Annotated in this window: 24 protein-coding genes, 3 tRNA genes and 2 pseudogenes; 17 read left to right on the plus strand and 12 right to left on the minus strand. The window is 62.0% G+C overall.

What is annotated here, in order from left to right:
• The first annotated feature begins 8 nt into the window (after positions 1-8).
• The 3 genes from phrB to ACZ0AV_RS08905 all read left to right on the plus strand — a co-directional run bounded on the left by phrB (position 9) and on the right by ACZ0AV_RS08905 (position 2523).
• The gene (gene phrB / locus ACZ0AV_RS08895; RefSeq protein ID WP_499153332.1) at positions 9-1457 is read left to right on the plus strand and encodes a deoxyribodipyrimidine photo-lyase; all 1449 of its coding nucleotides are present in this window, start codon (positions 9-11) and stop codon (positions 1455-1457) included.
• A 208-nt stretch (positions 1458-1665) separates the two neighbouring features.
• Positions 1666-2166 (plus strand): DUF2878 domain-containing protein, encoded by a 501-nt coding sequence (locus ACZ0AV_RS08900; RefSeq protein ID WP_499150712.1) that lies wholly within the window; start codon positions 1666-1668, stop codon positions 2164-2166.
• 39 nt (positions 2167-2205) lie between these two features.
• Positions 2206-2523 carry a YkgJ family cysteine cluster protein gene (locus ACZ0AV_RS08905; protein WP_499150713.1) on the plus strand — a complete coding sequence of 106 codons (318 nt, stop codon included), beginning with the start codon at positions 2206-2208 and terminating at the stop codon, positions 2521-2523.
• 86 nt (positions 2524-2609) lie between these two features.
• Here ACZ0AV_RS08905 and ACZ0AV_RS08910 read toward each other — a convergent pair whose 3' ends face one another.
• The 6 genes from ACZ0AV_RS08910 to hemA all read right to left on the minus strand — a co-directional run bounded on the left by ACZ0AV_RS08910 (position 2610) and on the right by hemA (position 8179).
• Positions 2610-3128 (minus strand): acyloxyacyl hydrolase, encoded by a 519-nt coding sequence (locus tag ACZ0AV_RS08910; RefSeq protein WP_499150714.1) that lies wholly within the window; start codon positions 3126-3128, stop codon positions 2610-2612.
• A gap of 270 nt (positions 3129-3398) precedes the next feature.
• On the minus strand, positions 3399-4187 hold the full coding sequence (gene murI / locus ACZ0AV_RS08915; RefSeq protein WP_499150715.1) for a glutamate racemase: 789 nt from the start codon (positions 4185-4187) through the stop codon (positions 3399-3401).
• Positions 4180-4947 carry a molybdopterin-synthase adenylyltransferase MoeB gene (locus ACZ0AV_RS08920; RefSeq protein WP_499150716.1) on the minus strand — a complete coding sequence of 256 codons (768 nt, stop codon included), beginning with the start codon at positions 4945-4947 and terminating at the stop codon, positions 4180-4182. Before ACZ0AV_RS08920 ends, murI begins: the two co-directional genes overlap by 8 nt.
• On the minus strand, positions 4940-5773 hold the full coding sequence (gene prmC, locus ACZ0AV_RS08925; protein WP_499150717.1) for a peptide chain release factor N(5)-glutamine methyltransferase: 834 nt from the start codon (positions 5771-5773) through the stop codon (positions 4940-4942). The genes ACZ0AV_RS08920 and prmC overlap by 8 nt, the downstream gene beginning before the upstream one ends.
• A gap of 32 nt (positions 5774-5805) precedes the next feature.
• The gene (prfA, locus tag ACZ0AV_RS08930) at positions 5806-6888 is read right to left on the minus strand and encodes a peptide chain release factor 1 (protein ID WP_499150718.1); all 1083 of its coding nucleotides are present in this window, start codon (positions 6886-6888) and stop codon (positions 5806-5808) included.
• A gap of 10 nt (positions 6889-6898) precedes the next feature.
• Positions 6899-8179: a glutamyl-tRNA reductase gene (gene hemA, locus ACZ0AV_RS08935; protein WP_499150719.1), complete on the minus strand. Its 1281-nt coding sequence runs from the start codon at positions 8177-8179 to the stop codon at positions 6899-6901.
• Between the two features lie 374 nt (positions 8180-8553).
• Between hemA and ACZ0AV_RS08940 the strand changes: the two genes are divergently transcribed.
• The 11 genes from ACZ0AV_RS08940 to ACZ0AV_RS08990 all read left to right on the plus strand — a co-directional run bounded on the left by ACZ0AV_RS08940 (position 8554) and on the right by ACZ0AV_RS08990 (position 16690).
• Positions 8554-10284 (plus strand): tetratricopeptide repeat protein, encoded by a 1731-nt coding sequence (locus ACZ0AV_RS08940; protein ID WP_499150720.1) that lies wholly within the window; start codon positions 8554-8556, stop codon positions 10282-10284.
• Positions 10284-10904 (plus strand): lipoprotein insertase outer membrane protein LolB, encoded by a 621-nt coding sequence (lolB, locus tag ACZ0AV_RS08945; RefSeq protein ID WP_499150721.1) that lies wholly within the window; start codon positions 10284-10286, stop codon positions 10902-10904. Before ACZ0AV_RS08940 ends, lolB begins: the two co-directional genes overlap by 1 nt.
• Positions 10905-11168: 264 nt before the next feature.
• Positions 11169-12041 carry a 4-(cytidine 5'-diphospho)-2-C-methyl-D-erythritol kinase gene (gene ispE, locus ACZ0AV_RS08950; RefSeq protein WP_499150722.1) on the plus strand — a complete coding sequence of 291 codons (873 nt, stop codon included), beginning with the start codon at positions 11169-11171 and terminating at the stop codon, positions 12039-12041.
• A 25-nt stretch (positions 12042-12066) separates the two neighbouring features.
• Positions 12067-12141: transfer RNA gene (locus tag ACZ0AV_RS08955), tRNA-Gln, on the plus strand.
• 59 nt (positions 12142-12200) lie between these two features.
• Positions 12201-12275 (plus strand) — tRNA-Gln (locus ACZ0AV_RS08960).
• A 44-nt stretch (positions 12276-12319) separates the two neighbouring features.
• The gene (locus ACZ0AV_RS08965) at positions 12320-13261 is read left to right on the plus strand and encodes a ribose-phosphate pyrophosphokinase (protein WP_499150723.1); all 942 of its coding nucleotides are present in this window, start codon (positions 12320-12322) and stop codon (positions 13259-13261) included.
• Between the two features lie 110 nt (positions 13262-13371).
• Entirely contained in the window at positions 13372-13992 is a 621-nt protein-coding gene (locus ACZ0AV_RS08970) for a 50S ribosomal protein L25/general stress protein Ctc (protein ID WP_499150724.1), read from the plus strand.
• Positions 13993-14044: 52 nt separating this feature from the next.
• On the plus strand, positions 14045-14635 hold the full coding sequence (gene pth / locus ACZ0AV_RS08975; RefSeq protein WP_499150725.1) for an aminoacyl-tRNA hydrolase: 591 nt from the start codon (positions 14045-14047) through the stop codon (positions 14633-14635).
• Positions 14636-14670: 35 nt separating this feature from the next.
• Positions 14671-15771, plus strand: a complete 1101-nt coding sequence (gene ychF / locus ACZ0AV_RS08980) for a redox-regulated ATPase YchF (RefSeq protein ID WP_308838252.1) — start codon at positions 14671-14673, stop codon at positions 15769-15771.
• Positions 15772-15908: 137 nt separating this feature from the next.
• Entirely contained in the window at positions 15909-16475 is a 567-nt protein-coding gene (locus ACZ0AV_RS08985; protein WP_499150726.1) for a cupin domain-containing protein, read from the plus strand.
• 138 nt (positions 16476-16613) lie between these two features.
• Positions 16614-16690, plus strand: a tRNA-Met gene (locus tag ACZ0AV_RS08990).
• Positions 16691-16763: 73 nt separating this feature from the next.
• On the opposite strand, the gene ACZ0AV_RS08995 is transcribed toward ACZ0AV_RS08990, so the two are convergent.
• Both ACZ0AV_RS08995 and ACZ0AV_RS09000 read right to left on the minus strand, forming a co-directional pair.
• The gene (locus ACZ0AV_RS08995) at positions 16764-17069 is read right to left on the minus strand and encodes a HigA family addiction module antitoxin (RefSeq protein WP_070881183.1); all 306 of its coding nucleotides are present in this window, start codon (positions 17067-17069) and stop codon (positions 16764-16766) included.
• 12 nt (positions 17070-17081) lie between these two features.
• Entirely contained in the window at positions 17082-17360 is a 279-nt protein-coding gene (locus ACZ0AV_RS09000; protein WP_499150727.1) for a type II toxin-antitoxin system RelE/ParE family toxin, read from the minus strand.
• Positions 17361-17561: 201 nt separating this feature from the next.
• Between ACZ0AV_RS09000 and ACZ0AV_RS09005 the strand changes: the two genes are divergently transcribed.
• The 3 genes and pseudogenes from ACZ0AV_RS09005 to ACZ0AV_RS09015 form a co-directional block, all read left to right on the plus strand.
• On the plus strand, positions 17562-17855 hold the full coding sequence (locus ACZ0AV_RS09005; protein ID WP_499150728.1) for a transposase: 294 nt from the start codon (positions 17562-17564) through the stop codon (positions 17853-17855).
• Complete coding sequence (locus ACZ0AV_RS09010) at positions 17852-18556, plus strand: IS3 family transposase (RefSeq protein ID WP_499150729.1); 705 nt, start codon at positions 17852-17854, stop codon at positions 18554-18556. The genes ACZ0AV_RS09005 and ACZ0AV_RS09010 overlap by 4 nt, the downstream gene beginning before the upstream one ends.
• Positions 18517-18717: pseudogene (locus ACZ0AV_RS09015) on the plus strand (IS3 family transposase); the annotation flags it as partial. The gene ACZ0AV_RS09010 and the pseudogene ACZ0AV_RS09015, both read left to right, overlap by 40 nt.
• A gap of 29 nt (positions 18718-18746) precedes the next feature.
• On the opposite strand, the pseudogene ACZ0AV_RS09020 reads toward ACZ0AV_RS09015, so the two are convergent.
• The 4 genes and pseudogenes from ACZ0AV_RS09020 to ACZ0AV_RS09035 all read right to left on the minus strand — a co-directional run.
• Positions 18747-19139: pseudogene (locus ACZ0AV_RS09020) on the minus strand (tyrosine-type recombinase/integrase); the annotation flags it as partial.
• A gap of 236 nt (positions 19140-19375) precedes the next feature.
• Positions 19376-19690, minus strand: coding sequence for a type II toxin-antitoxin system RelE family toxin (locus ACZ0AV_RS09025; protein WP_499150730.1), 315 nt, complete (start codon positions 19688-19690; stop codon positions 19376-19378).
• Entirely contained in the window at positions 19656-19928 is a 273-nt protein-coding gene (locus ACZ0AV_RS09030) for a type II toxin-antitoxin system Phd/YefM family antitoxin (RefSeq protein ID WP_499150731.1), read from the minus strand. Before ACZ0AV_RS09030 ends, ACZ0AV_RS09025 begins: the two co-directional genes overlap by 35 nt.
• An 837-nt stretch (positions 19929-20765) precedes the next feature.
• Positions 20766-21131, minus strand: a complete 366-nt coding sequence (locus ACZ0AV_RS09035) for an excalibur calcium-binding domain-containing protein (protein WP_499150732.1) — start codon at positions 21129-21131, stop codon at positions 20766-20768.
• Positions 21132-21386: the final 255 nt, after the last annotated feature.

Raw genomic sequence — 21386 nt, forward strand, 5'->3', positions numbered from 1 at the left:
AACCCATGCTGCAACTGATGTGGTTTCGCACCGACCTGCGCGTCACCGATAACAGCGCGCTGGCGGCTGCCATGCAGGCCGGTCCGACGGTCGCGGTATTTCTGCTCAGCCCCGGCCAATGGCGCCAGCACGATGACGCACCAAGCAAGGTGGATTTCTGGCTGCGCAACCTCGCGTGCCTGAGTGAAGAGCTGCAGCGCCTCAACGTGCCGTTGCTGATCCGCGACGCCGATGACTGGCGCCAGGCGCCCGAGGTGATCAGCGCGCTGGCCAGGGAGTTGCAGGCCACCGCGTTGCACGTCAACGAGGAATACGGCGTCAACGAAACGCGCCGTGACGAGCAGGTCGCCGCCGCGCTGGATGCGCTTGGCGTCACTGTCCGCAGCCACCTCGACCGCCTGCTGTTCAAGCCCGGCAGCGTGCTCACTCGTACCGGCACTTACTTCAAGGTCTACAGCCAGTTTCGCGGGGTCTGCTACCAGCGCCTGCACAGTGCCCTGCCGCCGCTGGTGGCCTTGCCAAAGGCTCAGGCCAAGCTGAAAGTTGCTGGCGATCCGTTGCCGGCGCAAGTGGCTGGTTTCGAGCCGCCGAGCCGGGCGCTGCGTGATGCCTGGCCGGCCGGCGAGCAAGCCGCCCGCGAACGCCTGCAGCGTTTCGCCGATGAGTGGATCGAGGACTACCACGAAGCCCGCGATTTTCCCGCACGCCCTGGTACCAGCCAGCTGTCCGCCTACCTCGCCGCTGGCGTGGTGTCGCCACGCCAGTGCTTACACACCGCCCTGAACTACAACGGCGGAGAATTCGAGAGCGGCAACCAGGGCGCCGTTACCTGGATCAACGAGCTGATCTGGCGCGAGTTCTACACCCATATACTGGTGGGCTATCCACGGGTTTCCATGCACCGGGCCTTCCGCCCGGAAACCGAAGCCTTGCCCTGGCGCCACGCCACGGGCGATCTGCAGGCCTGGCAGGAAGGCCGCACCGGCATTCCGATCATCGATGCGGCGATGCGCCAGATGCTGGCCACCGGCTGGATGCACAACCGTCTGCGCATGGTGGTGGCGATGTTCCTCACCAAGAACCTGCTGATCGACTGGCGCGAAGGCGAGCGGTTCTTCATGCGCCACCTGATCGATGGCGACCTCGCCGCCAACAATGGTGGCTGGCAATGGAGCGCCTCCACGGGCACCGATTCGGTGCCCTACTTCCGCATCTTCAATCCGGTCAGCCAGTCGCAGCGCTTCGATCCGGATGGCCGCTTCATCCGCCAGTGGCTGCCGGAACTGGCAGCCCTCAGCGACAAGGCGATTCACGACCCGCACGCAGGTCGCAAGGGGCAGGCCAGTCTGTTCGGCGCCGCGACGGATTACCCGTTGCCCATCGTCGACCTGCGCGCCAGCCGGCAGCGTGCGCTGGATGCGTTCAAAAATCTGCCATCGACCAGCCCACCGGCCTGATGCCGTCAGCCTTGGCTCCGGCCCTGTGCCTGCAGGAAGTGCGGGACTGAATCGCCTGCAGACGCGACACGCGCAGACACCAACGCAGCGCCCGCCCGACGACGACCACTGTTGCACCCGCTGCCGCAGCGCAGGCAACATCGTCGCCCCCGGACCGGCGCCGAGCGAAACGGTAGCTGGCCTCCCTGTCTAACTGGTGGAACCGTCGGTGTCCAAGAACTACCTCAACGCGCTGCTATTCATCACCGGCTGGCTGGCCTGCATGGTCGCTGGTGGCCATGGGCTATGGCTGGTGGCGGCCATCATGCTGATGCACTTCTGGCGAGTGGGTGGCTGGCAGCGCGAGGGCAAGCTGCTGGTTTGCGCCTTTCTATTCGGCAGCGCGCTGGACAGCTTCCTGCTGCAAATGGGCGTCTTCGACTTCGGTGCGCCTCGCCAGCTCATTCCACTCTGGCTGGCCTTGTCCTGGCTGCTGCTCGGCACCACGTTGCGCCACTGCCTGGCCTGGACAGCGCGGCCCTGGTGGTACGGCAGCCTGCTCGGAGCCTGCTACGCGCCGGCGTCCTATGGCGCCGCAGCAGCCCTTGGCGGGTTAACCTTTCCCCTCGGTGCCACGGTCACCCTGGCGTTGCTGGCGCTGCTCTGGGCGGCAGTGCTGCCACTGTTGCACGGTTTCGCCCAGTTGCATGCACCAGGCCGCCCGGCTTGAAACCACTCGGTGCATTGGCAGTTGGCGTAGACTAGCGCGATGAGCAGCGCCACCCACATACCGCATACGCAGATTCCCGAAACCGTCGAGGTCAGTTGCAGCAACTGCGCGGCTTGTTGCTGCCAGTTGGAAGTGATGCTGATCACCGACACTGGCGTGCCGGAACGCTTCATCGACAATGACCAATGGGGCGGCGAAGTGATGCGCCGGCTCGATGATGGTTGGTGCGCGGCGCTGGACCGCGACACCATGCGCTGCACCATCTACTCGGTACGCCCACTGATCTGCCGCGAGTTCGAAATGGGCGCCCCGGAGTGCCTGGAAGAACGCCTCGGTATTGCCGACGCCTATCGCTGACGACACCGCTTACTTCCTCTGGCGGTATTGCCGACATCAAAAAACCGGGCGCGTGGCCCGGTTCATGGTGCAGCGATAACGCAGACTTAGAAATTCAAACGATAGTGTAGCGAGTAAGCTTCGACACCATCGTTGGGGCTCTTGATGCCGGCATTGGAATAGTGGATCGCACGAATACCGACTTCATGGCCACCCGCGAAACGCAGGCCGGCACCGATACGGTCTTCAAACTGGAACGAGGACCCCAGGTCGTTGGATTCCAGTTTGGTGTTGGAGAACGCTGCTACACCGATACCCGCTTCCAGGTAGGGTTTGACGTTCTGCCCGGCGAATTCGTAAACGAATACCGGCGCAAACGACACACTGTGATTGGTCGAGGTATCGTCACCTTCCCAATAGGTGTACCCGGCGTCCCAGTAGCCGCCCAGATGGCCGACACTGCTTTCGAACCAACGGCTGTTGAAGTCGAATTGAGCGCCCAGTCGGTAAACCATGGTCGAGTCACCGGACTGACCTACCGAGAAGGTCACGCCCGCGGCCTGAGCTGCTGTTACCGATCCAAGAGACAACGCAACTGCAGCGGCCAAGCCAACCAGCTTCTTCATTGGAAACATCCTTTTTATAGGGATTTACGGTTTGTTAAGTGTGTGCACGGGAAAACTATAGTTACAGACTTTAGCCAAGTTTCATTTGTTCTAACAATTTTTAATGGCCAGTGGCCGCGCTTTGTATCGCGCATTGCAACGCTGCCGCAACGACGCGATAGCAGCCTGTTGCGCACAGCTGTCGATCAGAAAGGCATGCAATAACAGCCGCCATTGCCGGCGCGTGCAGTGCTGGTTAAAGCAGCTTGGTGGCGGCCATGTAGTGAACTGTTATGGAAAGTGCCGCACCGGCTCGGCACTGCCCCAAAGGCAGGGCATTACTTGCTGCATCAACAAGGGCTCGCCGCTGCACCAGAACCGTTCAGGGCCAGCCGGCCCGCTGGCCAGCAATTGGCGCTCGTGCAACAGCCGCTGCAATTGCCGCGCGACCGCCGCGCCGGTGTCGATGAGGCTGATCGACGGGCCCAGCCATTGGCTCAGCAGGGGCTTTAGAAAGGGGTAGTGAGTGCAGCCGAGAATCAGCGTGTCGCAGCCTGCGGCAAGCAGCGGCTCGACGTAGCCGCGCAACAAGCGGTGCAACGCCGGGCTGTCCAGGTCGCCCGCTTCGATCAACTCGACCAAACCCGGGCACGGCTGAGTGACCACGCGCACATCACTGGCGAACTGGTCGAGCAACGCGGCAAAGCGTGCGCTTTTCAGGGTGCCAGTGGTGGCCAGCACACCCACTACGCCCGAGCGGGTCGCCGCAGCCGCGGGCTTGACCGCCGGCTCCATGGCTACGATGGGCAATTGCGGATAAAGCAGGCGCAGGTCGGCGACTGCGGCTACGGTCGCCGTGTTGCAAGCCAGCACCAGCGCCTTGGCATTGCGGGTGAGCAGAAACTCGGCGATTGCCCGGCAGCGCTCACGAATGAATTCGGCGCTCCTCTCGCCATAGGGCACATGGCCGCTGTCGGCCACGTAGAGCAGCGATTCATGGGGCAACAACGTGCGGATCTCGCGCAGCACCGTGAGGCCGCCCACGCCGGAATCGAATACCCCGATTGGCGCCTCACTCATGATTGCGGCTCGCGCATACCGCACAACCGGGATCTCGCTTGACCCTCAGCTCGCGAAAACGTGACCCCAGGGCGTCGATCAGCAGCAGCCTGCCGACCAGCGGCTCGCCGAAACCGGCCAGCAGCTTCATGGCCTCCAGCGCCTGCAGGCTGCCGACCAGGCCGACCAGCGGCCCGGCGACACCGGCTTCGCTGCAGGTGAGCTCCGCCTCGCTGCCGTGGCCATACAGGCAGTGGTAGCAGGGGCTGTTCTCGACGCGCGTGTCGAATACCGACAACTGCCCTTCGAGGCGGATCGCCGCGCCGCTGACCAGAGGTTTGCCGGCCGCCACGCAGGCCGCGTTGACCGCCTCACGGGTGGCGAAATTGTCCGAACAGTCGAGCACCAGATCGACCGCTGCTACTGCCACAGCCAGGGAGCCGGCGTCCAGCGCCTGCCGATGAGCCAGCAGGCCGATGCCCGGGTTGATCGCCGCGAGCCGCGCCAGCGCCGAGTCCACCTTGCTGAGGCCGATGCTGGTGGTGTCATGGGCGATCTGCCGCTGCAGGTTGCTGAGATCGACGGTGTCGAAATCCGCCAGGTGCAGCTCGCCCACCCCCGCAGCCGCCAGGTACAAGGCCACCGGCGAGCCGAGCCCGCCCAGGCCGACGATCAACACGCGGCTGCCCTTGAGCCGTAACTGCCCGTCGATATCGATCTGCGCCAGCAGGATCTGCCGGCTGTAGCGCAGCAGCTCCCCGTCACTCAACTGTTCACTCATGCGGCCACCGCCCCAGGCTGATGCGTTCGTGGTTGGCCAGGTCGCGCCGGCTGTGCACCTCGCTGAAGCCGCGGGCGGCCAGCAGGTCGCGCACCGCCTTGGCCTGGTCGAAGCCGTGCTCCAGCAGCAGCCAGCCGGGCGCGGCCAGATGGCCTGGTGCCTGGTCGATGATCAAGCGGATGTCGTCCAGCCCATCGGCGCCCGAGACCAGCGCACTGCTGGGCTCGAAGCGCACGTCGCCTTCGCCGAGATGGCGGTCGTCGCAGGCTATATAAGGAGGATTGCTGACGATCAGCCGGTACCGCTCGCCGCCCAGGCCATCGAACCAGTGGCTGGTTTTCAGCACAGCGTTGCCCAACCCCAGACGCAGCCGATTGCGCTCCGCCAGGGCCACGGCTTCCTCGACCCGGTCAACGCCGGTCACCTGCCATGCCGGGCGTTCGCTCGCCAATGCCAGGGCGATGGCGCCAGTACCGGTGCCGAGATCGAGCACGCGCGCGCTGCCGTCGGGCAGCAACTGGAGGGCGGCCTCGACCAGCAGCTCGGTGTCCGGACGGGGAATCAGGGTGTGGGGCGCGACGTCCAGCTCCAGGCTCCAGAAGCCCTGCCGGCCGAGGATGTAGGCCACCGGCTCGCCGTTACGACGGCGCGCCAGGCTGGCGGCGAATCGCTCAGCCGCGTCGGCCTCGACCTCACGGTCAGCCCAGGTGCGCAGGTAGCTGCGTGGCTTGCCAAGCGCATCAGCCAGCAGCAGCTCGGCGTCCACGCGGGCGCTGGGCGAGTCCGGCAGGCAGGCGGCGTTGAGCAGGGATTCGATGGTCGCCATGGTTCTCTCGTGTCGGGCGCAGCGCCCCGCTCTCAATCGCTCAGGGCGGCCAACTGGTCGGCCTGGTATTCGGCCAGCAGTGGCTCGATAACCGCGTCCACGCCGCCGGCGATCACTTCGTTGAGCGAATACAGGGTCAGGTTGATGCGGTGATCGGTCACCCGCCCCTGGGGAAAATTGTAGGTGCGGATGCGCTCGGAACGGTCACCGGAGCCCACCAGCAGCTTGCGCGTGTCGGAAATTTCCTTGTGCGCGGCGGCTTCCTGCTGATCCTTGAGTTTGGCCGCCAGCCAGGCCATGGCCTTGGCGCGGTTCTTGTGCTGCGAGCGCTCTTCCTGACACTCGACCACCGTGCCGGTAGGAATGTGGGTGATGCGGATCGCCGAGTCGGTGGTGTTGACATGCTGGCCGCCGGCACCCGAGGAGCGGTAGGTATCAACGCGCAGATCGGCCGGATTGATCTCGATGGCCATCTGCTCGTCCGGCTCGGGCAACACCGCCACGGTACAGGCCGAGGTATGGATGCGCCCCTGGGATTCGGTTTCCGGTACCCGCTGCACACGGTGCGCACCGGATTCGAACTTGAGCTTGGCGAACACGTTGTCACCCTCGATACGCGCGATCACTTCCTTGAAGCCGCCATGTTCGCCTTCGTTGGCTGACAATACTTCAACGCGCCAGCCCTGCTTCTCGGCGTAGCGCGAGTACATGCGGAACAGGTCACCGGAGAAGATCGCCGCCTCGTCGCCGCCGGTACCGGCGCGCACTTCGAGAAACACGTTGCGTCCGTCGTTGGGGTCGCGGGGCAGCAGCATGCGCTGCAGGCTGTCTTCCAGTTCGAGCAGGCGCGTCTTGGCGGTATCGACCTCCTCCTCGGCCATTTCGCGCATGTCCGGGTCGCTGTCCTTGAGCAGCGCCTGGGCACCTTCGAGGTCGGCCTGCACCTTGCGGAACTGGCGAAACGCCGCGATCACCGGTTCGATCTCTGCATATTCCTTGGAGTAGGCGCGGAACTGGCTCTGGTTGCCGATGACGCCGGCATCACCGAGCAGCGCCGTGACTTCTTCGAAGCGATCCTGCAACACGTCGAGTTTGTTGATCAGCGAAGCTTTCATTGCATGCCTTCTATTTATTGACCAAGCCGGGCGACGCGCCGTCTTCGAGGGCGAACAGCTCCTGGGCCACGCCGAGCGCATCGGCACGCCCGTCGGCGGAGAATTTTTTCAGCTGCACGCTGGGTGCGTGCAGCAACTTGTTGGTCAGGCCACGGGCCAGCTGCGCCAGCACCTCGTCGGCGGCGGCACCGTTGGCGAGCATGCGCTGGGCGCGCGCCAGCTCCTCGTCACGCAGGCGTTCGGCCTGCTGTCGGTAGGCGCGCAGCACGTCCACGGCGGCCAACTCGCGCAGGCGCACCATGAAGTCGCCGGCGCCCACGGCCACTAGCTCTTCCGCCGCCTGGGCAGCGCCCTGGCGGCTCTTGAGATTTTCCTCGATGACTTCGTGCAGGTCGTCGACGGTATACAGGTAGACGTCATCCAGCTCGCCGACCTGCGGCTCGATGTCCCGTGGCACGGCGATGTCGACCATGAAGATCGGCTTGTGCTTGCGCTGCTTCAGGGCACTTTCCACCGCACCCTTGCCGAGTATCGGCAGTTGGCTGGCGGTGGAACTGATGACGATGTCGCTGTGCGCCAGCTCCTGCGGGATATCGGACAGCAGTACGGCGTGCGCGCCGAACTGCTCGGCAAGGCTGCTGGCACGTTCGAGGGTACGGTTGGCCACCACGATGCGCTGGATGCCCTGGTCGTGCAGGTGGCGGGCGACCAGGCTGATGGTCTCGCCGGCGCCGATCAACAGCGCCTGGCTGCGGTGCAGGTCGGCGAAGATCTGTTTCGCCAGGCTCACGGCGGCGAAGGCCACCGACACCGGGTTCTCGCCGATGGCGGTGTCGGTACGCACCTGCTTGGCGGTGCTGAAGGTGGCCTGGAACAGGCGCCCCAGCAGCGGCCCGAGGGTGCCAGCCTCGCGGGCCACGGCGAAGGCCGACTTCATCTGGCCGAGAATCTGCGGTTCGCCCAGAACCATGGAGTCGAGGCCGGATGCCACGCGCATCATGTGACGAACTGCCGCATCATCTTCATGGATATAGGCGCAGGCACGCAGTTCGTCGACGCTCAAATGATGATAATCGGCCAGCCAACGGAGCACCGCTTCGACGCCTGGCCCGTCCTGTTCGAGGTACAGTTCGCTGCGGTTGCAGGTCGACAGGATCGCCGCCTCACGGCTGGGCGTGTGCCGACACAGCAGTTGCAGGGCCTCCACCAGCTGCTCAGGGGTAAATGCCACGCGCTCGCGGACATCCACCGAAGCGGTCTTGTGGTTGATACCGAGGGCAATAAAGGCCATGCACGTCGCTGACAGGGGGTGGAAGCCGACAATTGTCCTACTTCGACCGGTGCAGGACAACCATTGGCCAACGCATCGCGACGATAGCCCGGCTTGATCGTCGGCAATGAGAATGACTCAGCCAACCGGCACGGGCGGCCTCCCCGCCCGCCCGGCCATGCTCGTATGGCGGTTCGCTCGACCGAGGCGCGTGCGCTGATCGGCCAGTTGGCGGGCGCTCGACTGGTGTATCGCAACCCGTGCCTTCATCCGATGCAACACAGCCCAACGCAAGCAGTCCAACCTCACATCGCCAGGACACACGGGCTGCCCATGGGCTTGCCCAACGGCTTGTGTCATGATGGCCAAAACCGCAGGTTAGTCGCATTTCCCCTATGAATAGACCCATCGCGTTGCTGACCGCCCTTGCCTTTCTGGGCGGTTGCCAGACTTTCTCGCCGTCCGCTCCGGACGGCAACGTACCCGTCGAAGAGCCGGGTAAAGAAGCGCAGGCCGAGGCGCCTGAGGCGTACGGTTCGTTCAGCCAGGAAACCCTGCTGGCACTGCTGACCGCCGAACTGGCCGGCCAGCGCAATCGCTTCGACATCGCCCTGAGCAATTACGTCCAGCAGGCCAATTCGACCCAGGATGCCGGCGTCGCCGAGCGTGGTTTCCGCATCGCCGAGTACCTGGGCGCCGAGCAGGAAGCCCTGGAGACCTCATTGGTGTGGGCCAAGAACGCGCCGGGCAATGTCGACGCGCAACGCGCCGCCGCCGTGCAACTGGCCCGCGCCGGGCGCTTCGACGAGTCGATGGATTACATGGAGCGGGTGCGTCAGCGCCAGGGCAACACCCATTTCGACTTCCTCGCCCTGTCAGCGGCGGAATCCGATCCGGAAACCCGTGCCGGCCTGCTGCAGAGCTTCGACCGTCTGCTCGCAAAATACCCCAACGACGGCCAACTGCTATTCGGCAAGGCCCTGTTGCTGCAGCAGGATGGCCGCCCCGAGGAAGCCCTCAAGCTGCTCGAAAACAGCGATGCCAAGCAGGACCAGGCCGCGCCCCTGCTGCTGCGCGCACGCCTGCTGCAGGGCCTGGGCCGTGGCGCACAAGCGCTGCCGCTGCTCAAGAAGGGTATGGAACAGAACCCCAACGACAAGCGCCTGCGCCTGACCTATGCCCGCCAACTGGTGGAACTGGGCCGCATGGACGAGGCGCGCAGCGAATTTTCTTCGCTGCTGCAACAATTCCCCGAAGACGATGACCTGCGCTTCTCCCTGGCGCTGGTGTGCCTGGAAGCCGAAGCCTGGCGCGAGGCGATCGTTTACCTGGAAGAGCTGATCCAGCGCGATGCGCATGTCGACCCGGCCCAGTACCACCTGGGTCGTGCCCATGAAGCCCTGGGCGAGGTGGACGAAGCGCTGCTCGCCTATTCCATGGTCGGCGCCGGCAACGACTATCTGCCCGCCCAGGCGCGCATGACCGACCTGCTGGTTGCCAGCGGCCGCGGCGCGGAGGCTTCCAAGCGCCTGGCACAGGCCCGCGACAGCGAGCCCGACTATGCCCTGCAACTGTACCTGATCGAAGCCGAATCGCTGTCCAAGCAGGACCAGTCGGACAAGGCCTGGGCGCTGATTCAGGAAGCGCTCAAGCAGTACCCGGGTGACCTCAACCTGCTGTATACCCGCGCCATGCTGGCCGAGCCCCGTAACGACCTGAAGCAGTTGGAGCGCGATTTGCGCACCATACTCGAGCGCGAGCCCGACAATGCCATGGCCCTGAACGCCCTTGGCTATACGCTGGTCGACCGTACGGATCGCCACCAGGAAGGCCTGGAGCTGATCGAACAGGCCCACGACCTCAACCCCGAAGACCCGGCGATTCTCGACAGCCTGGGCTGGGCGAATTTTCGCCTGGGTAACCTGGTGGAAGCGGAAAAACTGCTGCGCCAGGCCTTCGAACGCTTCCCGGACCATGAAGTCGCCGCCCACCTGGGCGAAACGCTGTGGGCGCAGAACAAGCAGCGCGAGGCCAGAAAGATCTGGCGCGACGCGCTCAAGGAACAGCCCGACAGTGAAATCCTGCGCAGCACCGTGCTGCGCCTGACCGGATCAGAGAGGCCCTGATGCAGTTTCGCCCCCTACTTGCACTCGCCCTGGTAACCCTGCTCGCCGGTTGCTCCGGCCTATCCACCCGTGAAGCGGTGGAGCAGGGCCTGGGTGATCCCGCCCGCTGGCAGGCTCACAAGCAACAGATCAGCACCCTCGATGGCTGGCAGATCAACGGCAAGGTCGGCATTCGCGCCCCACGCGACTCTGGCAGCGGCACGCTGTTCTGGCTGCAACGCCAGGACTATGCGGACATTCGCCTGTCCGGCCCCCTGGGCCGCGGTGCGGCGCGCCTGACCGGGCGCCCTGGCGACGTGCAGCTGGAAGTAGCCAACCAGGGCCGCTACCAGGCCGAATCGCCCGAGGAACTGCTGCAGCAGCAGCTGGGCCTCAACCTGCCGGTGTCGCACCTGCTCTGGTGGATTCGTGGCCTCCCTGCGCCGGACAGCAAAAGCCGCCTGACCCTCGATGCCGACAGCCGCCTGGCGCAACTTACCCAGGATGGCTGGGAAGTCAGCTACACCCGCTATGTCGAACAGAACGGCTACTGGCTACCAGAGCGCCTGCGCCTGGAAGGCCACGACCTGCAGGTGACCCTGGTGATCAAGGACTGGCAACCCCGCCAGCTCGGCCAGTAACCGCTGCCCGCGCGCCCCTGCGTTATTCACGCGGGGCGCCGCCATTGCCCATGATCACCGCATCCCACGCAGGAGCCTCGCCCCGGCGCGAAAGAGTGCGGCCGCAAGTGCCAATGGGCCTGCCCCCGCCTACAAACCACACACCCTCGTAGCAGCGTCGCCCGGCGCGAGCATCACCGGCGGGGTCGAGTCAACAACACGATCCTCAAAGCCATCAGGACGGCGCATAATCGGCTGCCACCTCAGTGACCTACAAAGCCCGCAATGATCGACGCCATTCCCGCTCACGCTCAACTCATCCTGCCCGCCCCGGCCAAACTGAACCTGATGCTGCACATCCTTGGCCGCCGTGAAGACGGCTATCACGAGCTGCAGACCCTGTTCCAGTTTCTCGACCATGGTGACGAACTCGGCTTTGCCCTGCGCGAAGACGGCGTCATTCGCCTGCACACCGAGATCGACGGCGTACCCCACGACAGCAACCTGATCGTACGCGCCGCACGGCAGCTGCAGACGCAGAGCGGCACGTCCCTGGGGGCCGACATCTGGCTGGACAAGCGGCTGCCCATGGGCGGCGGTATTGGCGGCGGCAGTTCGGATGCAGCCACCACCCTGCTCGGCCTCGCCCACCTCTGGCAACTGGGCTGGAGCGAGGATCGCCTGGCAACCCTGGGCCTGAGCCTGGGCGCCGACGTGCCAGTATTCGTGCGCGGCCGTGCTGCGTTCGCCGAGGGCGTTGGCGAGAAACTGACCCCTGTCGAGCTGCCGGAGCCCTGGTTTCTCGTCGCGGTGCCGCAAGTGCTTGTCAGTACAGCAGAAGTTTTCTCCGACCCTGAGTTGACACGCGATACGCCGCCCATTAAAGTTCGCAGCCTTCTTGAGGGGGGTGGTCGTAATGACTGCCAGCCGGTCGTCGAGAAGCGTTACTCAGCTGTTCGTAACGCGCTGATCTTGCTGAACAAATTTGTTCCGACAAGATTGACCGGCACTGGAGCTTGTGTGTTTGGGAGCTTCCCAAACAGGGACGATGCTGATAAAGTCGCCCGCCAACTTCCAGCCACACTGCCAAGTTTTGTTGCGCAGGGTGCCAACGTTTCGATGTTGCACCGCACGCTGCAAGAACTGGTCAGGAAGTGAATGCGTAGCATCGGTTATACGTTACAGGGGCGTCGCCAAGCGGTAAGGCACCAGGTTTTGATCCTGGCATGCGTTGGTTCGAATCCAGCCGCCCCTGCCATAACCACCCAAGGGTGGCTCGTACTACCGAATTGAGCAGCATTGCGTCACACACGATACAGGGGCGTCGCCAAGCGGTAAGGCACCAGGTTTTGATCCTGGCATGCGTTGGTTCGAATCCAGCCGCCCCTGCCATTTTTATACTCATCCAGGTTACCCTCAGCCGGCAGGTACTGCGCGTGTCCAAGATGATGGTCTTTACGGGGAACGCTAACCCCGATCTGGCGCGACGTATCGTTCGTCAGCTGCACATCCCCCTCGGCGATGCCTCTGTCGGAAAGTTCTCCGACGGCGAAATCATGATCGAAATCAACGAAAACGTCCGCGGTAAAGACGTATTCCTGATTCAGCCGACGTGCGCGCCAACCAATGACAACCTGATGGAACTGGTGGTGATGGCAGATGCCTTCCGCCGGTCCTCAGCCACTCGAATCACCGCTGTCATCCCCTACTTCGGCTATGCCCGCCAGGATCGCCGTCCGCGTTCCGCCCGCGTGGCAATCAGCGCCAAGGTCGTGGCCGACATGCTGACCGTCGTCGGCATCGACCGTGTACTCACCGTCGACCTGCACGCCGATCAGATTCAGGGTTTCTTCGATATTCCGGTGGATAACATCTACGGCTCCCCCGTGCTGGTGGATGACATCGAAGACCAGCGCTTCGAAAACCTGATGATCGTCTCCCCGGACATCGGCGGCGTGGTGCGTGCTCGCGCCGTGGCCAAGTCCCTGGGTGTGGACCTGGCGATCATCGACAAGCGTCGTGAGAAGGCCAACCACTCCGAAGTGATGCACATCATCGGTGACGTGGAAGGCCGTACCTGCATCCTGGTTGACGATATGGTCGACACCGCAGGCACGCTATGCCATGCGGCCAAGGCCCTGAAGGAACATGGCGCTGCCAAGGTATTCGCCTACGCTACTCACGCCGTACTGTCGGGCCGCGCCATCGAGAACATCGAGAACTCGGTACTCGACGAGCTGGTGGTGACCAACACCATCCCGCTGTCGGCCGCCGCACAATCCTGCCCGCGCATCCGCCAACTGGACATCGCGCCGGTTGTCGCTGAAGCGGTACGCCGTATCAGCAATGAAGAATCGATCAGCGCGATGTTCCGCTAAGGGCAACGCACTGATAAAAGACGCCTGGCCGACTGGCCAGGCATTTCACTGAACCGCCCCGTCGCTGGTCGCAAGCGTAACGGGCGGTTTGGTTATTTTGGAGAAGTGAAATGACTGCTGAATTTACTGTGAATGCCGAAGCGCGTTCCGACCTGGGGAAAGGTGCGAGCCGCCGCCTGCGTCGTAACGCCGCCCTGGTTCCGGCTGTAGTGTACGGTGGCGACAAAGCCCCTGTGTCGATCAGCCTGATTGCCAAGGATTTCGCCAAACTGCTGGAAAACGAAGCGGCATTCAGCCACGTGCTGAACCTGATCGTTGATGGCAAGAAAGAAAACGTGCTGATCAAGGCCCTGCAGCGTCACCCGTCCAAGGGTTTCGTTCTGCACGCTGACTTCATCCGCGTGATCGCCGGCCAGAAACTGACCGCCCACGTACCGTTGCACTTCATCAACGAAGCCACCTCGGTTGGCGTCAAGCAAGGCGGCGGCGAAGTGCTGCACGCTGTGAACGAAGTCGAAGTTTCCTGCCTGCCGAAAGACCTGCCGGAATTCATCGAAGTCGACATGGCTGCGGTCGAAGTTGACCAGACCGTTCACCTGTCCGACATCAAACTGCCGAAAGGCGTTGAGCTGGTTGCTCTGGCCCACGGCAGCGATCTGCCGGTTGCCAGCATCCACCTGCCGCGCGTTCGTGTAGAAGAAGACAGCGAAGGCGAAAGCACCGCCGAGTAATCGGTGTGCTCCACACCTCGGTGTGGGCCTTGCTTGAGAAAAGGGCTCCTGTATGACTGCCGTACAACTGATCGTTGGCCTGGGTAACCCGGGCCCCGAATACGACCAGACCCGGCACAATGCAGGGGCCCTTTTCGTTGAGCGCCTGGCTGACAGCCAGCGCGTCAACCTCAGCGTTGATCGCAAGTATTTTGGCCTGGTGGGCAAATTCGCCCATGAGGGCCGCGAAGTTCGTCTGCTCATCCCCACCACCTTCATGAACCGCAGCGGCCAGTCCGTGGCGGCGTTGGCGAATTTCTTCAAGCTGGGGCCTGAAGAAATCCTGGTGGCCCACGACGAACTCGACATGCCTCCCGGCGTCGCCAAACTCAAACAGGGTGGCGGGCACGGCGGGCATAACGGGTTGCGCGACATCATCGCGCAACTCGGCAACCAGAATAATTTCCACCGCCTGCGGCTTGGCATCGGCCACCCCGGGCACGCCAGCCTGGTTTCCAACTTCGTGCTGGGCCGCGCACCGCGTGGCGAGCAGGAACTGCTGGATGCCAGCATCGGCTTCGCCCTCGACGTCCTCCCGGAGATTCTTGCCGGTGACTGGACGGTGGCGATGCGCAAGTTGCACAGCCAGAAAGCCACTCTCTAAATTTTATCTACCGCCTTTGGCGCGAGGGACACACCATGGGATTCAATTGCGGCATCGTCGGCCTACCCAACGTCGGCAAGTCCACCCTGTTCAACGCCCTCACCAAATCCGGTATTGCGGCCGAGAACTTTCCGTTCTGCACCATCGAGCCTAACAGCGGCATCGTGCCGATGCCCGACCCGCGCCTCGACGCCCTGGCGGAAATCGTCAAGCCCGAGCGCGTGATTCCTACCACCATGGAATTCGTCGATATCGCCGGCCTGGTAGCAGGCGCCTCGAAAGGTGAAGGCCTGGGCAACAAGTTTCTCGCCAACATCCGCGAGACCGATGCCATCGCCCACGTCGTACGCTGCTTCGAAGACGAGAACGTCATCCACGTCGCCAACAGCGTCGACCCCAAGCGTGACATCGAGATCATCGACCTCGAACTGATCATGGCCGACCTCGACAGCTGCGAAAAGCAACTGCAGCGCGTCACCCGCACCGCCAAGGGCGGCGACAAGGAAGCCGTAGCGCAGAAGGCGCTGCTGGAAAAGCTCATCCCGCACTTCACCGAAGGCAAGCCGGCACGCAGCCTGCTGAAAACCCTGGGTGACGACGAGAAGCGCCTGGCCAAGACCTTCCACCTGCTGACCACCAAGCCGGTGATGTACATCGCCAACGTCGCCGAAGATGGCTTCGAGAACAACCCGCTGCTCGACGTGGTGCAAGCCATCGCCGACGCCGAAGGCGCCATCGTCGTACCGGTGTGCAACAAGATCGAGGCGGAAATCGCCGAACTGGACGATCTGGAAGAAATGCAGATGTTCCTGGAAACCATGGGCATGACCGAGCCAGGTCTGAACCGCGTGATTCGCGCCGGTTACTCGATGCTCAACCTGCAGACCTACTTCACCGCTGGCGTGAAAGAAGTGCGCGCCTGGACCGTCAAGGTCGGTGCCACCGCACCGCAATCCGCTGCCGCGATCCACACCGACTTCGAAAAAGGCTTCATCCGCGCCGAAGTCATCGCCTATGACGACTTCATCCAGTACAAGGGCGAAGCCGGTGCCAAGGAAGCCGGCAAATGGCGCCTGGAAGGCAAGGAATACATCGTCAAGGATGGCGACGTGATGCACTTCCGCTTCAACGTGTAAGCGGCCCCGCGCGACACCAAGCCCCTCCAGAGCCTGCTCTCGAGGGGCTTTGCTTTTGCAGGCCAGCAATAATCTAAACACCGGCGCCACAACACCCTCTATTAAGGTGAAACCAATGCCTTGAGAGGGCACACGCCATGGATCTACTTTCCCACCGCCTAGCGCTGCACTACCTCGCCAGCCTGGGCGAAGCCTCGGGCGACTTCGGTACATCGCCCCACAGCGAATACGCCCCAGCGAACGCCGAACAACTGCTCCTGACACGCAACGAGTGGGTGCCCAACAACAGCAGCCACCCCGTCCGGTTATTCCGGCAGGCACTCCAGGACAAGGGGCTACCGGACCCAGCCGGCACGCAACAGCTGTTCAAGGCGCATGGCTGGCCTGCGCAGTGGGTAGACGGCATCTATGACTACCACCACTACCACAGCAACGCACACGAGGTGCTGGGCGTCATCCAGGGTCATGCACGAGTCATGGTGGGCGGCCCTGGCGGCCAGGAGCTGACCGTGCAGGCAGGAGATGTACTGGTGCTGCCGGCTGGCACCGGGCACTGCAACCTCGGCAGCAGCGCTGACTTTCTCGTGGTGGGCGGCTATCCACAGGGCCAGCAACCGGACCTCTGCCGCGCAGCGCCAACCGCGGAGCAACAGCGTGCCATCGAGCAAACGCCCTACCCCTCCAGCGACCCCGTGCTCGGCTAGGCAGCCGATTTGGCGCGCACAGCGGGGGCGCCGCGGCCACTCCCCGCAGAAAAGCGCCTAAGCGTTTGAAAGTGCGTAAATTTATTATGCAGAAAGGGTTGACACAGCAGAGCCTTCTGCGGAAAATGCGCGCCACTCGGCTACGTAGCTCAGCTGGTTAGAGCATAGCATTCATAATGCTGGGGTCCGGGGTTCAAGTCCCTGCGTAGCCACCAAACAAAACAAGGGTTTACCGAAAGGTAAGCCCTTTTTTGTTTCTGGGGCAGACTACACCCAGACCACCGGGCCTCATGCCTGGGCACGCAGCGGCTCAATCTCGTGCTCAATCTCTTCGCCATTGGCGGCAAAAGTCGTTGCTAACGAATAGTCGGTTTGCAGGTTCATCCAGAACTGCGCGGACGTATCGAAATAGCGTCCAAGACGAATAGCCATATCTGCAGTCACCCCACGTCGCTCACGCACGATTTCATTCACCGTGGGAGCAGATACATGGAGCGCACGCGCCAGTGCGGCCGGGGAAATATCCAGCGGCTCTAGAAACTCTTCTCGAAGGATTTCGCCCGGATGGATGGGGCGCATACCGTTAATTGCCATGATGCGACCTCCTTAGTGATAGTCGACTATTTCAACATTCGTCGGGCCGGCGTCCGACCACTCGAAACAAATGCGGAATTGATCATTGATTCTGATGCTGTACTGACCTGCCCGATTTCCCAGCAGCGCCTCAAGTCGATTACCGGGTGGAGACCGTAAGTCTCGGAGCTCAGTGGCCGCGTGCAGCATGGTTAATTTGCGGGTGGCGACATTCAGAATATTCTTCCACCGCCGCGAATCACCGGTTTCGAACAGAGCCTGGGTCTCTGGACACTTGAAACTCAAAATCACGCTTTAATCCTTAACGTTAAGCGTTACAGACATACTACACCATTGACCTGGATCTTCAAGTGAACGCATGGCCGCTCTGCTGCAAGGGCGAGAGCCTCAGAGCCGACTCCCGGTGGTCTGGCGACAGATGCGCATAGTGGTCTGTCCCGGGCTGAGTGGACACTGACTTAAGGTGGATAATGTCCGCCGCAAGGAGTGTTCATGACCCAGACCAGACGACGTTTTCCCGAATCTTTCAAACTTGAAGCGGTAGACCAAGTGCTTGCCGGCACGCCGCTTCGTCATGTGGCCGAGACGCTCGGCATCGCTGAAAGCCTGTTGGGCAAATGGAAGCGCCAGTACGAACAGCAAGGTGACAATGCTTTTCCGGGCAATGGCAAGCAGCGCGGTGAGAGTGCCGAGCTTCGTCGGCTACTCCAGCAACTGGCCCAAGTCACCATGGAGCGCGATGTTTTAAAAAAGGCGATCGCCATCTTCTCGCAGCCCACGAAGTGAGATTCGGCGCTATTGAAGCGTTGGCCGGTCGTTATCCCGTAGCACCGACGTGCAGGCTATTGCGGGTGTCTCGCAGCGGTTTCTATGCCTGGCAGCAGCGGCCTCCTTCGGCGAGAGAGATGGCCAATCGGCGCCTGATCCAAGAAATTCGCGCTATCCACCATGAAGTAAACGGGATCTATGGCCATCGCCGCATCAAAGCTGAGCTGTCGGCCATGGGGCATGCGTGTGGCCGGCACCGGGCCGCTCGACTGATGCGTGAATCCGACCTGCGAGTTCGATCACGCAAGCGTTGGAGGCTGGTTTCAGGCAGTCGTCACGACCTCCCCATTGCTGCGAATCACCTGGATCGCCAGTTCGCTTCGGATCGCGCCAATCGTCACTGGGTTTCGGACATGACCTACGTGCGAACTACGCAGGGCTGGCTGTACCTGGCGGTAGTGCTTGATCTCTATTCGCGCGCCGTTGTCGGCTGGGCAATGCACCACCGCATGCAACAGGCTCTGGTACATGCAGCGCTGGAGATGGCCGTTGCACGCCGGCAGCCAAAGACGGAGGTGCTGCTGCATTCGGATCGTGGCAGCCAAATTGCGCCTATGACTACCAGGCACTGCTGCGGCGGCATCGCATCGTGCCTAGTCATTCACGACGGGGAAACTGTTGGGATAATGCGGCGATGGAGAGTTTCTTCCGCTCGTTGAAGGCCGAGCGGGTGTACCTGACTCGCTATGCCAGCTACCAGGAGGCGAAAACTGACCTATTCGACTACATCCGCTTCTACAATCACCGTCGTCGCCACTCGACGTTGGGCTATCTAAGTCCGATAGAGTTTGAACGGCAAAATGCGAGCAGTAGCTCTTAACTACCTGTCCACCAGCTCCGGGACAGACCATAGCGCATGGTCATTGGAATGGAGGAATGCCCCAGGATGCGCTGCAGGCTGAGAATATCCCCTCCCCCCATCATGTAGTGACTGGCGAAGGTGTGCCGCAGGATGTGGGTCAGCTGACCCGGCGTATGGAAACCGCAACGCTGGTACGCACTACGGAAAGCACCCCTGCAGGGCATGAACAGTCGGCCAGATCCTGGCATCGCAACAGATAGGGCAGCCTCTTCAACTTCCTTTTGGATTGGTGCAGATCGGGACTTTCGATCTCCTGACCTCCCCTTCCCGTTCTTGGTGCGCACTAACCGCACCTGACCATTGCGCACTTCTGAACGTGCCAAGCTTTCGGCTTCATCCAAACGCGCCCCGGTAGCAAGGCAACTGGCATGCATTGCATAAATCGTGAGCATTTCTGCATGGCCAGCCAGCCTTTCGGCGAGCGACCAAGTGCTATAGAGAGGCGTAGGGCTATTTCCGGTGTCACACGGCTAGTGCCCTTGAGTACCCTGCTTTGAGTTGAAGGGTCTACGCGCAGCTTTCGGCCAGTTCACGACCGCTGGTGCCATTTGGCTTCAGAGTTAGACATCAATGATAACGGGCCTGGGGCGTTGGGCTGTACATCACTTGAAGTACCCTACAAGCGCTTGGTGGCAGTGCCATAGACCTTACCTCCCTCCCGCTTGCCTACGGCGATCACGCTGACAACTACACGGCTGTCGATCACCTCATAAACCAGGCCGTAACCAATGGAGCGCAGTTTGATTTTGTAGCAGTTGGGCATATCCCGAAGCTTGTCGGCCTCGACCCTGGGATTCGCCAGGCGCTCCTTAAGCTTTTTGGCGAACTGCAATTGAATGGTGTTGCCAAGCTTGCCCCATTCCTTGAGTGCCTGGGCGTTGAACTCCAAGGCGTATTTAGTCGGCTCCGCCGGCTCGCGCGATGAGATCATCGATATCTACTCGTACAGTGGGTTCACCACCTCGCTCACGCACGATTTCAGCTAGACGTAGATCATCAATCAGCTCCAGCATGGCTTCGTAGCGTGCGGGGGGCACGGCATAGAACGCTGGCTCATTTCGATTGAGGATCACGACCGTTTCGCCGCCGCCTTCACGAATAGTGCCCATAGGGTCTTTTTTAAGGTCTGTCACCGACGCTGCAACGTCAGCCAGCACTGCGTATGTCATCGCCATAGCCACCTGTTCTCTATATCTAAAATGCGCCTGAGCTCTATGTACTGGCCAACCACCGTACCTCATTGGGCCTATCCGGGGTTTCATCTCTAGGGCCGAGCTATGCAGGACTTGTCTTCGTATGGTTGTGTGCGAACACGGGGTAAGCGATAGCACCATAGCATGTTAAAAAGCACTTTTAAAAGCACCACTTAGCATGAGGATAAAAGCCCTTGTCACTCAAGAGCCTAGGCCAGAGCATGTCGGGTGAAGTGTTCGCGTTTGGCTGCGCCTCACCACTCAATGGATACCAACGGGCGGCTTTGGCAGTGCCCCCGGGTTTTAGCGGAATCCAGCGTGGTCGACTAATTGTTGCGCTCTTTCATAATGCTGGGGGCCGGGGTTCATCCCCTGCGTAGCCGCCAGACAAAACAAGGGTTTACCGAAGGTAAGCTCTTTTTTGTTTATGGGGGTCCACACGGGCCCTTTCTGTCCCCCCAGGCGATGGGTTCACCGATACAGCGCTCGCAAATGGCGGTCATGCGCAATAGTCGCAAACCGCTGAATCGATGTTTGCCTGAATCCACTCAGCCTCACTTACGCCCACCAGTCGACCTGATAGCCGGCGCCGATGATCAGGGGCCAGATGCGAATAGCGCATGGCCATCTTCATGCCCTGAATGCGCTGCGAGGCGAGGACATTGCCGTCCTGCATCATGTAACGGCTGACGAGCGCTGAAGACCAACGAGACGAGCAGCCGCATCTCGCTGGGGTGAATATGCTGCCGGGATGCAAAACGAGCGGGGCCGGAGAACCGGCGAAAGCCATGCCCCTTGCTCACCCACTTGACGCTACCCGCACCATTGCCGCTCGCAGGGCACGCCGTCGTGGTTGCCATCCATCTCTGCGCCTGGGCAGTTGCGCAGAAAGAAGGTCGCTTCTTCGCAGGAGCGCATCTGCGAACAATGGGTCCGACCATCGCAACGATAACTCGCCGCCGGCCGTGCAGTCGCCTTGCCCTGAGGTGTTGGCTCACTCGACGCAAAGGCGGGCAGGAAACGCTCGAGCGAAAAGACCGGCACAGGCTGCTGAACCAGCGGCTCGCTCAGCCGGGAGCCGTCTGCAGCGATATTGGTGATGACCGGACTAGCCTGCGGTTTCAGGTAGAAATGCCAAGCTGCGAAGCCCAGGGCCAATAACACGACAAGTTTCTTCATGCTGCACTCCTTTGCCTGGGGGGTGGTCACGACCTCTGCTTGAAGCGGCATCCAAAGAGCCCGGCCCTACCCCGGAAAACATCTGTTTTGTCGAATGAGCCCAATGAGGCTTGTTCTGCCCCGATCTGCCCATTGCGTTGCGACAAGTGCACCGCAGATCCTGCAGCCGCAGATCCTGCAGCCGCAAGATGCTAGTGCATGCATGGCTGGTAGGCGAGATGAACAGCGACGAAGTTGAAACGCGGCAGGCTGCGC

This window comes from Pseudomonas sp. AC532 (genome assembly GCF_979258965.1).